The 13912-nt window shown below is 49.6% G+C and carries 9 protein-coding genes; 1 reads left to right on the plus strand and 8 read right to left on the minus strand.

Annotation, left to right across the window (positions count from 1 at the left end):
• Positions 1 to 58 precede the first annotated feature (58 nt).
• The 6 genes from JIN82_RS02165 to JIN82_RS02190 all read right to left on the minus strand — a co-directional run bounded on the left by JIN82_RS02165 (position 59) and on the right by JIN82_RS02190 (position 7730).
• Positions 59 to 1384 (minus strand): type II secretion system F family protein, encoded by a 1326-nt coding sequence (locus tag JIN82_RS02165; protein ID WP_200309989.1) that lies wholly within the window; start codon positions 1382 to 1384, stop codon positions 59 to 61.
• Positions 1385 to 1405: 21 nt separating this feature from the next.
• Positions 1406 to 3109 carry a GspE/PulE family protein gene (locus tag JIN82_RS02170; RefSeq protein WP_200309990.1) on the minus strand — a complete coding sequence of 568 codons (1704 nt, stop codon included), beginning with the start codon at positions 3107 to 3109 and terminating at the stop codon, positions 1406 to 1408.
• Between the two features lie 264 nt (positions 3110 to 3373).
• Positions 3374 to 4858 carry a TrkH family potassium uptake protein gene (locus JIN82_RS02175; RefSeq protein ID WP_200309991.1) on the minus strand — a complete coding sequence of 495 codons (1485 nt, stop codon included), beginning with the start codon at positions 4856 to 4858 and terminating at the stop codon, positions 3374 to 3376.
• An 18-nt stretch (positions 4859 to 4876) separates the two neighbouring features.
• Complete coding sequence (trkA, locus tag JIN82_RS02180; protein WP_200309992.1) at positions 4877 to 6226, minus strand: Trk system potassium transporter TrkA; 1350 nt, start codon at positions 6224 to 6226, stop codon at positions 4877 to 4879.
• Between the two features lie 108 nt (positions 6227 to 6334).
• Positions 6335 to 6955 carry a YcbK family protein gene (locus tag JIN82_RS02185; RefSeq protein WP_200309993.1) on the minus strand — a complete coding sequence of 207 codons (621 nt, stop codon included), beginning with the start codon at positions 6953 to 6955 and terminating at the stop codon, positions 6335 to 6337.
• 148 nt (positions 6956 to 7103) lie between these two features.
• The gene (locus tag JIN82_RS02190; protein WP_200309994.1) at positions 7104 to 7730 is read right to left on the minus strand and encodes a YcbK family protein; all 627 of its coding nucleotides are present in this window, start codon (positions 7728 to 7730) and stop codon (positions 7104 to 7106) included.
• A gap of 193 nt (positions 7731 to 7923) precedes the next feature.
• Between JIN82_RS02190 and JIN82_RS02195 the strand changes: the two genes are divergently transcribed.
• Positions 7924 to 9507 (plus strand): phospholipase D-like domain-containing protein, encoded by a 1584-nt coding sequence (locus tag JIN82_RS02195; protein WP_200309995.1) that lies wholly within the window; start codon positions 7924 to 7926, stop codon positions 9505 to 9507.
• 117 nt (positions 9508 to 9624) lie between these two features.
• Here JIN82_RS02195 and JIN82_RS02200 read toward each other — a convergent pair whose 3' ends face one another.
• The gene (locus JIN82_RS02200; protein ID WP_200309996.1) at positions 9625 to 10365 is read right to left on the minus strand and encodes a hypothetical protein; all 741 of its coding nucleotides are present in this window, start codon (positions 10363 to 10365) and stop codon (positions 9625 to 9627) included.
• A 1-nt stretch (position 10366) separates the two neighbouring features.
• Complete coding sequence (locus JIN82_RS02205; protein ID WP_200309997.1) at positions 10367 to 13906, minus strand: hypothetical protein; 3540 nt, start codon at positions 13904 to 13906, stop codon at positions 10367 to 10369.
• Positions 13907 to 13912: the final 6 nt, after the last annotated feature.

Here is a 13912-nt window from a genome sequence, read left to right on the forward strand (position 1 = left end):
TTTATATACCCTAGCTGAGTTGATCGATTCAACTAGAAAGATGACAAATTTATATGTGTTATTGCAAATTACTGATCGTCTGGAAGATAGCTGTGACCATAAGATAGGCCATCATACCGATCATACCCGCCATCATGATCAGAACGATTGGCATAATCAAAGCCATGATGCGCTGAAGGCTTTTTCCGAGCTCGGAATCGAAGCGTTCTGCGGCGCGGCGCAGCGCGTGATCTAGCTTACCCGTCTTCTCGCCGACCACGACCATATCGATGAGCAATGGTGGAAACATGCCGGTTTTTAATAATGATCGTGAGAAGGTGCGCCCGTCCCCCACCATCTCGATCACCTCGTCCATATGCGAGCGGATGTAGAGGTTCATGGTGGCATCGCGGGTCAGCTCGAGCGCGCGCAGAAGAGGCAGTCCATTGCCCACCAAGTTGGCGAGTGTTTCGAGAAATTGCACATAGAACCGGCTTTCAATCACCTTGCCAATCAGCGGGATTTTCAGCTTGGTTTCATCCCAAGTAAGTCGGTTAGCGGGCGCATCTTTCCAGGCTTTAAAAATAATCAATACGGTGACGACCACACCTAAGATAATCATCCACCATTGCTGGAAAAAATCACTCGCCGCCATCATGATCTTGGCTCCAGTAGGAATTTCTCCCCCTGGGGTACTCACAATCAACTTCGTCAGCTGAGGAATCAGCTTGGTCATGAAGATGATGGACACACTGATGCCCGCCACCACAAGGAAGGCTGGGTAAATCAATGCCATGACCACTTTGCTCTGCAGCTCAGAGAGTGTTTTGAGGTAGTGAGCTTGGCGCTCGAGAATGGTATCCAGCGCGCCTGAGGCTTCACCAGCTGCGGCGAGGTTGCAATATAGTGGGCCAAAACTATCGCTGACCTTACGCAGCGCTACGGAGAAATTACTACCATCGCGCACCAGCTGGCGCACCCCTTGAGAAACCAGCTTCAAATTGCCCAGCTCCTCGCGATTTTCCATCGACTTGAGCGCTGGCTCCAGCTGCAAACCAGCTCTGAGCATTTCGCTGAGCTCCTCAGTAAACAGGATGATCTCAGCCTTTTTGAGTTTTACCTTTTCACCAGCTTCCAGCGTTTTCTCCTCCTCTTTTTTCGTGCTGCTCGCAGCTGCTTTGCTTGCCTTAGCGGGCGCTGGCGCTTTCTTCGTCTTACTCTTTGCTGGCGTGGATTTCTCAGTGGTAGCGGTCGCCGTGGCGCCAGCCGCCTGAGCCGTCAGATTGACTGGCTGGAGGCCACGTTTTTTTAAGATTTTTAATGCGGACGGTCGGTCATCCGCAGTGATTTGGCCAGTCTCTACCTTGCCATCACGAGCCAGCGCTTTGTATTTGAAAACAGCCATATCAGGTGCAGTGAAAATGAATTATCCTAGCTCGGAAGTCGTTACAGAAATTACCTCTTCGATGGTGGTATCCCCAGACATCACCTTCATCCAGCCGTACTCTCGCATCGGCACATAACCGTCTTTGTAGGCTTGTTTCAGCAGATCCTTGCTTTCCGCGCTCTGCGCTACTAGGTGCTGCATAGCCTCGGTGATCACGGCGATTTCATAAATAGCTAGTCGTCCAGCAAAACCGGTATCGCGGCAGCGGTTACAGCCAGCTGGCTCATAAGCTTGACCCGTGAGTTCTAGCGGAATTCCCAGCTCCACTTTTTGCTGATCAGAAACGTCGACCGGTTTACGGCAATGCGGACACAAACGACGCACAAGTCGCTGGGCCAAAAACGCCCGAACCGCAGCGGAAACGAGGAATGGCTCCACGCCCATATCCACTAATCGACCAATCCCGCCGAGGGAATCGTTGGTGTGCAGAGTACTAAATACCAAGTGACCTGTCAGCGACGCACGGATGGCAATTTCAGCGGTCTCCAAGTCACGAATCTCACCAATCATGACGATATTTGGATCCGCCCGCAGAATGGATCTCAGGCCGCTAGCGAAGGTCAAGCCGATCTCGGATTTTACCGCAATCTGCATCACCCCTTCGAGCTTGTTCTCCACAGGGTCCTCAATCGTCACAATTCGTGTATCAGGTGAGTTCACCTCGCTGAGGAATGAATAAAGACTGGTCGACTTACCTGAACCCGTTGGCCCGGTGATCAAAATAATGCCATTAGAAAGCTTCAACAATCCCTCAATGGTATTGCGAATGTTCGCCTCCATGCCGAGTTTGTTGATGTCGAATTTCTGCTGGTTGAGCAATCGCAAGCTGACACTTTCCCCTTCCACCGTGGGCACCGTAGCTACACGAACGTCGATGCCCTCACCTTCAAACTGCAAGTTAATACGACCATCCTGCGGCAAGCGGCGCTCGGCGATGTCGAGGTGAGACATGATTTTCAGACGCGCAATCACTGAGCTCTGCAGGGCCTTGATGTTATCAGGCACGGTGACCGGCACCAGCAAACCATCAACTCGGTAACGAATACGCAAATTATCAGCCAGCGGCTCAACGTGAATATCCGTCGCTTTTTGATCCAAGGCTTCACGCAAAATTTGATTCACAAATTTCACCACGCTGGCCTCTTCGTCTTCATCGGCATCAATGACATTGGCTTCGTCGCGCATTTCGATGTTATCCACATCCATGTCGCGACCTTCTAAAATCTGCTCAAAAGTATCCGCCCCCACACCGTAGAGTTTGCGGATCGCTTCGTGAATGCGCTGGCGTGAAGCCATTTTCCACACGATGGGCAACTCGATCTGCTGAGCGGCTGCCTGACGGGCAATCAAATCCAACGGGTCATAGGTTGCCAAAACCAGCTGGGCATCTTCCTCCTCACCTTCGACGGCCACGGGAAACAAGCGGTGCAGCAATGCTACTCGTGGTCCGCAAAACTCACGAATGCCTTTATTCTCGGTATCTGCTGAAAATTGCTCAATCCACTCCATCCCCAGCTGGCTGGCCAGCCCTTGCAGGTAGAGGTCTTCGTCAACCATGCCTGAGTCTAGGATCTCATTGATTGGAGAGCGCTGCTGGCTGGCAGAGTCGGTGATGAGCTGCTCCAAGGCATCTGTATCATGGCAACCACTCTCTTGGGCAGGTGAAATCAGCAAACTAGTCATAAAGTATCGTTACTATTTAAAAAAACGGGCAAATGGCAATCTTCTGTCGTAAAAACATGCATTTCTTTCCTATCTGCCATCCAGCTGGCTGAATGACCCAAAAAAGCTAATGCCCTAATTCTCACTTTATTAGAGGTAGAATCGCTACCACCCGTAATGATATGAACCCAAACTAGTGCAATGGGTTGTTCAAATCGAGCAATCAAGACAAACACAAGTTTGCCAGAACCCGTAACGAAGCTCCGTTGCACCCAGCCAGAGAGACTAATACTTGCGCCACAGGCTAGGAATGAACAGGACTAAAATCGCAAATAACTCCAAACGACCAAGCACCATGAGCAATCCCAAAAAGACTTTGGTAGCTGGCCCCAGATGAGCAAAATTCTCCGTTGGGCCCACATCGCCAAAACCAGGGCCGATGTTAGCGAGCGTCGCCACCACCGCACCAAAGCAAGTGAGCATGTCGATGCCCTGATAGGCCTCGAGAAGCGCGACCACAAAACATGAGAAAATAGTCACAAAGGCGTACAGAGCAGTAAACATCACGGTTTGCGAGCGTTGCTGCTCACCCAGCGCATTGCCATTCACATGCATGCGGAAGACCTGATACGGACGAAATGCACGCACAACCTCGAAGCGTGCTGTTTTTAAAAAGACCAATAAGCGGCTGAGTTTAAGCCCACCCGCAGTAGACCCCGAGCACCCTCCCATCAGCATCAACATCGCCAAAATCATCAACGCGTAGGCTGGCCAAGGTTCGTAATCGACCAAACCAAAACCTGTAGTTGAGGTGATAGAAACCACGGTAAACCAAGTTCCGCGCAGAGCATCGAGGAAATTACTACCATCACGAATCACCAATCCAGCAGCAATTAACACCGCTGAAAAAAGACAAATGATCACAAACCATTTCCCCTCTTCCTCATCGCGCAAGCGTTTCCAGCGGTGGCTAAGGATCACTCCCCAGATCAAAAAGCTAATGCTGCAAATGACCATAAACAAACTCAGCCAGAGTTCGATCAGCCAGCCATTTCCCCAATCGCTATAATACGCAATGCTGGCATTATGCGGGCTAAACCCACCAGTAGAAACCACCGTAAATGAATGACACACCGCGTTGAACCAGCTCAGACCCATCAATTTCAGCCCCACCAAACAAACTGCGGTAATCACCAAATATACCGTCCACAAGGTCATGGCCGTATCGCGAATCCTAGCAGTACTCGCCTCACTAGTCTGGAATGATGATTCATTGCGAAATAACGATTTTGACCCCATGCCGAGGTAGGAAAGCACCGCAACAAACAAAACCAGAATACCCATGCCGCCAAGCCACTGGGTCATCGACCGCCACAACAAGATGCCGCGCGGCCAAGATTCGATGTCCGTCATCACCGACGAACCCGTTGTGGTGAATCCTGATAAAGATTCAAAAAATGCGTCGCTAGCTGGCATTCCCGGCTCACAAATCATGTAGGGCATGCCGCCCAATGTGCCGCAAATCAGCCAGCCCAAACCAACAATAACGATGCCCTCGCGCCGCGGAATACGTTTGATTTTCCCCACCCCAAACAACATCAGCACGATGCCGCCCATAATGCAGATGCCAGCTGACATAAACAAAGCCGCCATCGCGCCCTCGTCACCCGCCACCGTATCAAAGTAGGCAAATAGACCGCAAATAATCATTGCCATGGCCTCGAGCAAAATCAGCGCACCGAGGGTTTTTGCTAGAATCTTTAAATTCATCGACTCAAAAATTTATACCTAACGAACCAGCTTAAGGAACTTCCTGCGGCTCTTCGGCGTCACCACCGCATAGATGGTATCCTCGGGCTCTAAAATATCACCAGGGCTAGGCACGCTAGCGTGCACGCCGCGGATGATACCAACCAAAATACAACCTTCTGGCCACTCGACTTCAGCCACGGTATTCTCAGCTACAATTGACCCCTTGCGCACTCTGGTTTCAATAATTTCGCCAGCTGAGAGTTTTTTCACCGTATGGAATCTATCTTCCGTGAGGAAGCGTTCCAGCTCGCGCCGCGTCGCCTCACGTGGGCTCACCGCCGAGAGCAAGCCAAAGTGTCGACCACTCTTGCTGATGGCTGTAGCATAATCACTGCGGTGAATCAAAGTCAGGCAGGCATTAGAGCCGAGATTGTGCGCCTGCAAACAAGTCATCACATTATCTTCGTCACTGCCGCCGGTAGCGATGAAAAAATCGGCGTCACCAACTTGCTCTTCTTCCAGCTCAGCGAGGTAGGTGCCGTCGGTATTAATCACCGTGGTATTAGACAACAAACCTGTCAGCTCTTGAGCTCGCAATGGATCACGTTCAAAAATACGCACGCGGCAGTTCATGCTCTCAAGCATCTGCGCCACCGAAAGCCCATATTCTCCGCCACCAAAGATCACCACATTAAATGGTTTTGCCGCTTTGCCATCACCCTGCTGCAGACGGTTAGCTAGCTTCTGCAGTTTGCGAGGTTCGCCAAAAATAGTCACCACGTCATTCGCCGCCAATGAATCGGTAGCCGTGGGAATGAAATGTTCGCCACCTCTAGCAATGCTAGCTACGCGGGTTCGCTCAGGAGCCTTGAGGTCAATCAGGCGCTTGCCAACGACTTCACTCTTCTCGTGTACTCTCACCTGCTGCAGCTCAATGCGACCGCGGGCAATTTCCTCAATCATCAATGAATTGGGATTGCGGATAAATTTGGTCAGCTCCACCGCACTGAGGCGCTCTGAGCTGAAGATATGATCAACGTTAAAATGCGCCTTGTAGTCAAACAACCACTCTTCGCGCTCCACATCTGGCTGAACACGAGCAATCACCTGCTTGGCTGCAAATTTCTTTGCCATCGAGGCACTCATCAAGTTGACCGTAGCATTACTTGTCAGCGAAAGGAAAAGTTCACACTCCGCCACACCAGCCTCCAGCAGAATAGAAACTCTAGAACCACAACCAGTAATCACTCGGCCGTCAATCTGCTGCTCGAGTTCCGCTGCAATAGCGGGGTTCTGTTCAATCACAACTATACTATGAGCGGCTTTAGACAAAGAGAGCGCCAAATGACGCCCGATTTCTCCTGCTCCTACGATGATAATATTCATGTCAGCACGACGATTCTGTCACTCTAGCGCCTACAAAGCAAGGCGCATAAACAAATGTATCTAAACGAAAAAAGCCTCCCAAAGGGAGACTAACTTAAAATCAATAGCTTACCAATCTGCATTCTGGCCACGCGTATCGACGTGAACAAAACTACTGTAACGACCAACTCCACCTTTGTATTTACCTTGGTCTCTCAGTTTCTTAGCCATGGCCGCCGCGCGCCATGGTGAGGCACCGTGGAAGGTGACGTCTACCGCCACATTTTGCATGTGGAAGGAGCGAGATTTACCGCGCACGGCACGATTGTAGCGAGGGCTGCGATAAGCCGAAACAATCTCTTTAATCGGCGCTCCCATATTGCCAGCCATGTGGTCTACCAACAGCAAGGTTGGTTTCATTTTTCTCCACTGTGATTTGGGTGGAAGATCGTTGGTCACACTACCGCGTTTTTTGAAATGAGGAGCAATCACCATGTAGGGCGTCACATTTCTCAACTTCATGCCCTGAATGTAGCGCGCATAGCTCATCACATCGCGTCCCTTCAGCCGAGTCCATTCATCTGGAATCCCCGGAACTGGAGCTCTGCTACCAAATAAACCAGCTTCTACTTCATTGCCCGACATCAATAAGCCAGCCATCGAAGCTCCGAACAAGGTCATAAAACCGCGACGCCCCAGTACACTTAGGGCATCTTCTTTGGCGAATTCGATGTCGGCTTGCTGATCCATATTTAACTCATTCAGTATCAAATAATTTAACTACCATAGCCGTAAAGCATTAACAACCAAAAACTTAACTTTCTCTGACTTTATGATTAAAATGAACGTAATCAGCCAGGAACTATCAAGTTTTAGAGTCAATCAACTTACAGATTGGTTACCCCCAAGAAACATTCGTGCCGCGAGTATCGACATGAACAAATGAGCTGTAGCGTCCGATGCCACCTCTGAAGAGGCCACGAGACCGTAGCGTGCGGGCAGTACGGGCAACGTGAGAAGGTGAAACACCGCTAAATTGGACGTCTATCGCCATGTTTTGCATATGCAATGAACGGCTCTTGCCGCCGCATGAACGATTGTAACGAGGAGATCTGTAAATGGATGTAAGCTGTCGCACTGGCGCGCCCATCGTTTCAACCATCTCATCAATCACTTTGAGAGTAGGTCCGATGTTGTTCCACATGCTTTTTGGCGGCAGTGTGTTGTAAATTGAACCTCTCACCTTGAAGTGAGGAGCAATCACCATCTTCGGTGTAATGTTTTTCAATTTCAACTTCTCAATGTGCCGCGCATAGCGCAATACATCAGCGCCGCGTTGCTGCACCCATTCATGTGGAATATCGTCAACTGGTTTTTTCCCAAGCAATCCAAAGTAGGCTGCTTGTGAATCCAGCTTCGATACCATCAGAGCCGCTACCGCTGTACCTGAAAGCCCAAGAAACTTACGTCTACCAAGGGCCGACAGTGAATCTTCTTCAGGCAAAATTTCAGTTATGCGCTTCATTAAGACTGCTTATGCCTAGTATCGATTAAGCTTTCCAGCACAAAGTTGAATAATTTTCTCATGCTTGTATGAAAAATGAAGAAACTAAGCTCTGAGATAACAGACGTGTATGCAATCGGTTACAACAACCACAAAAGATTTCTGTCAAATGACTATTTAGTAAACAGCTGTTAAGTTTTTCCTTGTGATACGTATGACCCGCGTTCAATCATCTTTCATGGGCAAATCAGAAAGGGCATTCTCCTACACATCCACCTTTCCAGCCGTCTTTACATTTCTTTGCATCTCATTGATTCTGAGCAACTGTCGTTTTTTACCTGAAGTAGATCACACGCTCAATCAAAGTGCCGCAATTCCAGCTAGCCGTGACGATAGTTTAAATACCTATTCCCAAAAGGCGCTAAAAAACGCCTCAGCTGACGAATCCGCCTTTTTGCTGATTGCCGACAACCAAGAAGCCATGGATTGGCGGCTGGCTCTGGTCGATCAAGCGGAGAGTTCGATCGATATCCAAACCTTCATCTGGTCTGGAGACGCGTCCAGCGGGCTACTTTTCACACGCATCTACGAGGCGGCAAAACGTGGTGTACGCGTGAGAATTTTATTGGATGATTTTTTGCTCAACTCAAACGACCGCGACCTCGCACGCATCAGCCAGTTTCCCAACTTAGAGATTCGCATTTTCAACCCAGTGCCTGTGCGCGGCACCAAATTTGGCGCCTTGTTTTATTACCTCACGCATTTTGATACCATCAACCGGCGCATGCATAATAAATCATTTATCGTCGACGGCGTGTTTGCGGTGAATGGCGGCCGCAACATTGGCGATCATTATTTTGGCCTCGATAAAAATTACAATTTTCGCGACTTAGATGTGCTCACGACTGGCCCGGTTCTGCCTGAAATTCAAAATAAATTCGATCGATTTTGGAATGATAGCCAGAGTTACCCAGCGGAGAAAATCCACCGTCGCCCACGCGAGCAAAGTTTTGCCACCTACGAAGCCAACTACGAACGTGTCTACCCAGCGGAAAAATTACAAATTTTCCCACGCGTCCGGCAAGATTGGACCAAGCGATGGAACCAGCTGGCCAAGCGCGTGAGCTACGGCAAGGCCACATTTATTGGTGACGCTCCCGAGCAAAAAGGCAAACGCCGTACCGTCAAAGAAGTTGGTGAACTCAGCGCCAATGCCAAAAAGGAAATCTACATCGTATCGCCCTATTTCATCCCCGACAAAAATTCACTTCTCGAGGTAAAAAAACTCATCGATACTGGCGTCAAAGTAAAACTTCTCGTGCCTAGCCTGGGCGCCAACAACCATACGCCAGCGCACAGCCATTATCGAAAATATCGCAGAGCCATCCTCAATGCGGGCATCGAACTCTACGAATACGATAGCCAGCCAAGTGAACACCAGCGAGACCTCGCGGATACCTCACCGGTGCGCGCCAAATGGATTGGCCTGCATACCAAAGCCTTTGTTTACGATAGAGAAACCTGCTTCATTGGCTCATTAAACCTAGATCCCAGAGCGATGGACATTAATACGGAAGCGGGGTTGATCATTAACTCACCAGAGCTCGCACAACAACTCGCGGAGCAAATTGACGAAATGTGTGCGCCAGCAAATTCTTGGCGCGTCATGTTCGATCACCGCGGTCGTATTATCTGGAACCGTGGCATACAAAATCTATCGTGGCAGTCAGCGCGTAACGACGGTCAGCGCACGCTTGATGCGATCTTGCGCTGGATCCCCATCGAGCAACAGCTTTGATAAAGGCAGCTCAGATCATCAGCCTGATAAAAAAATCCAGCTGAGCTCGCGCCCAGCTGGATGGTCATTTTTCCCAGCTGGGATCTAAAACCCAGCTGGCTGTTGATTTTTTTATGTCTAGCTGCCAATCGACTTGCGAGCGTAGTCAGAACGCTCACGCAGCACGGATAGGCGGATTTTATTGCCGGGCTCTTCTTCAGCTCGGCTCAGCGGCCAGATAAAATAAATATCGCGGCATCCTTTGGCTGGAAAAACTCGGGAATCAAATGCTGGCACCACTTTGCCATTTTCACGGTAGGCAGCTTTCACCGCTAGGTTTCCTTTGAAGTCAGCCCCCAGCCGGTGCAGCTCTTCAGCTCCAGCGCCTAGGCTCACACGATCTTTACCTTCAGGCCCGAGCAACAACATCAGCGGTTTATTTGACAGATTTACAAAGCGGCATGAGCCAGCTGGAAAGCCATTCAGACTATCGTCAATCGCCCATACTTTGTAAGGAAGTTCCCCTTCAGCTGGTTTTTCCTGCTTCTGAAAAATCAACAAGGGAGCACGACCTTTGCCTGAGATATTCACTCTAGCTGCTGGGATCAATTTCCCCTCTTCCAGCTGATCAACTGCCCGGAAGAAAATAAGCTCCGGTTTGCCGCGATAGCCCAGCGCCTGAGAACGTCGTGCTGAGGGAATCGTCATCTGCACACCGCCATCTGGACCAGCGAGCATGAGCTCGCTAATGTCGCCGCTGAGCGAGTAGGTGCGTATCTGCACCCGGCCACCTTCTTGAGCAGCCAGCTGGTCAGCCAGCCCCATAGTAATGAGCAAACCCAAGCTAATGACGGCTAAAATTCGGGATAATGTTTTCATATTAGATTTCGTTTTTGTTTAACCAGCGGAAGCTACGCACTTCGAACTTGCGACCAAAGTCGCCCTCTTCACCTTGGTCAATCGACTCCCATCGATTATCCGGATCGGGATTCACCGGCTCAGGCGTGCGCTGAACCACCGCTTCACACCATGCTTGAGCAATGATTTTGCCCGAGCTGTCCACGGCATCCCCATAGGCACGGATAGTGAATGTATCACTGCGCGCGGTCACCGTAGATCCCATTGCTTGCAGCACATCCCCCTGCGTTACAAAAAGCGTAGACGAGCCAGCTATTGGTACAGAGAAGTTGTTATTACTTGGGTAAGGTTCGTGGTTTGGCAGACTATTGAAATCACTCACCGTGAATGATCCATCACGGTCTAGGCTGTTATTAATAGCCGTTGCGTTGATCGCCTGCTGAATGGTTCCGGAATTGCGGTAGAAGTTATTGGAGCTTGTCGGTATGCGGTTAACAAACTGACCAATGGTCAAGTTTGGCACCACTTCCCCACTGCGGCCAAGCTCCTTAGCGCGGTCTTCAGCTCTGCCTCTGATTTGATCAACAATCTGTTTGGCCAAAGCCTCGATCTGCTGATCGGTCAGATTGCGATAACCTGCCCACGCGTCAGCTGAGCTAGCGCTTGCGCTAGTTGTGCCTCCTGAGTTAGCCAGCGTAAGCTTAGGCATAGGATTCACATTGCTATTACTCTCCGAGCTGATGGTACTATTATAGGTATCAAAATCCTGACCTCGGAAGCCAGTTAACACCGCTCTCCAAGCCTCTTCTGAGGTTGAGTTGATATTAAATGCCCCTTTCACCCCAAGGTGAGCCGCTGCTAGCGTGTAATCTTCTAGATCAGCAATCACTTCCTCAGCGCTCAGTGAACTCTGCATGAGAGTCATCCGGGTATTAGCCAGCGGCTCACTCTGCTCCACAAACTCAGTGATCACTTCTTTTATCACCGAGTCAGCATTGCCATTGGCATTGTTGTATACGTTGTCGGTTGGTCGCGGTGCGATTGAGGAAAAGAAATAACGATCCCACAAAGCCTGGTTGGCAAAATATGCCGAGTCAAAATGTACCCGGGAACGACCACTTGCAGACTTCGTTTCAATCAGCTCAGAAGTATTACTTATCTGTAAATTTGGAAATGATGAGCCAATAAGAAACGCTGGATTATTACCCTCAATCGAAACATTAGCATGCTGTAGGCCACCCAGTCCTTGTAGAGGAGCTGTTGGAATTTCCATCACCACGGCTGTTTTCTGTCCAGCTGAGCCGTGACCGTCACCCCAAGTTCCCGAATCTCCTGTGAAAGAATCCATCAAACGTGGAAATCCCATCTCCGCATAATCGTAATGGTAATTCACCATTGGCGATTGCGCTCCACTACCAGGCATCAGATCAATTCCCTGAGACGGTCGGTATTCCACATTACTATCAGAAGCAGCCATCGGATTGTTGAGCAAAAATGCAGGGAATCCAGCACCGCTCACGTCATCGTATGATGTTACCGGTTTGATGTAATAATCTAGGACATTGATAGGTGTTGGGCTCAAAAGATCACCGTCGATCAAGTAACTCGGAGATGCCCGCAGGATTGCACTTTGCCCCTTGCCTTGGAACTCACCCGTGGTTGCCGTTCTCAATCCACGGCAAAATGCACTGTAGACGGTATTGTACCCACCTCGATCACGGCTGTAGAGCTCTAGATCCTGTTGTGCATAGTTATCCCAGTGGAAAAATATCTGCACTGAAGTCTCAGCTGGAATCTCACGCATTGGACTCGCATCGTTGGCTCCAGTATAAGCATCGTAATCAACATCGATGTTAATCCCCATCTCGTTGGGATCAAAACCCGACCCCATTGGCTCCATATTCATCACTGAACCCCATGACTGACCAGCAGTAGGCACAAAAACCTTAACCTCACCCGGCTGGAATTGCTGTCCACTAGGAATAATAAACTGGGCATCGCCCTGACCACCACCACTAGTGATAGAATCCGTTTGCCCATCACGACTGATCACGTTAGCGTATCTAACTTCCTCATTTTGCCCTTGGCTATCAAAACGCAATAAAACCTCCAAGTTGCCGATATTTTTGATAAACCGCATCTCTTCAGTCTCTAGCCGCACGTTATAAGGATTGTGCAAAAAAACTACAGGTAAGATTCTGCCATAAATGGTAAATGTCTCCTCCTCGTCATCGTCTCCATCACCCAGATTATCAGGTACTGAATACGCACTCATGTAGAGCATTACACGGTTCATGTATGGCACATAATTTGCCTTAGTTGGGCGTACAACATCGACCGTTCTTGAATTGCCGTGTACCCACCAACCTTCAAATTCCACCTTCTTATTTGCGTGTGGATCTTGCTGTGGCCCCCCCCAGCGCCATGCATAGGTAGCTGGCGTACGGTACCACATGCCCATCTCTGCTTTATTGGGATAATTAGCCCTAGCATCCAGAGTCGGACGTGTATTCTTAGTACTTACATCGCGGTAGAGGCGATAGTAATCACGCAAAATATCAATCGTTGGCCCATAAAGGTAACCTTCATCTGATGGGGAAATTCCTCCTGAACCAAGCTCATCAAACTTATTATCCTGACCGTCTTCAATATACAACAAACCAAGGTCGCGGCTGCTTGCCCCAGAGCTTCCAAATGGTGCGTCAGAATAAACAAACGGCGTATAATTCTCAATATCCTCAGCTTCAAAATCAGTATCGCGCTTTTCAAATAAGGTCGATAAATCCGTCTTCAGCCCGCCATATAAATTATTAGTCATGATGCCGACAGAATTCACCGTCAAGTTATGGAAATGCTGCTTTAATAAATCCTCATCCAGGCCACCGAGCTGCTCAGATGACTTCTTGCTCACCAACTTCTCCATATCAGCATCTTCAGGATCCACGCCCTGCAGCGAGTCCATCATCTCCACAGCTGCACGCTGCATGCCTCTAGCTGCCAGTCGATTTTCTTCCTGAGTATTCTGTAGGTCTACGCGAGCTTTGACACCCTCATCACTCACCCACCAGCCGTAGTAACCTTTCAGGTCACCCGTATCACTAGCTATCTCCACTCTTGGAACAAATACATCCATGTCAGGGTCGTCCTCTACAGAGCCCACACCAACCATCTGCACCCAGTCCTCACTGCTAGCTGGTACATCACCAGAAATCTCAGCGTAATCAGCCAATGGATCACTCTCAGGACGCGATACAAACCAAGTCAAAAAATCGCCATCAGGCTGGCCATTCTCCTCAGCATCTTCAGAGCTCCAAGCTCCCACCCAGTGAGCTTTGCCCGAGCCTACACTCTCGTCCAGGTTCGCCTCAGCTGATACTCGCTGGTCGGGCCCCATATGCTTCTGCAGCTCACCCAGCGCAATGCTCAATGCCAAACGCGCATTAGCTCTAGCCTCGGCTTGAGCCTCACCATGAGATACTGACCGCTGCGTCACCGTAGACAAACTGAGCATCGCCAGCGCCAATAAGGTAACCACCATCAATATCGCGATCGTCGCAATCAAGGAAAA

It is taken from the genome of Persicirhabdus sediminis, from assembly GCF_016595495.1.
Lineage (GTDB): Bacteria > Verrucomicrobiota > Verrucomicrobiia > Verrucomicrobiales > Akkermansiaceae > Persicirhabdus > Persicirhabdus sediminis.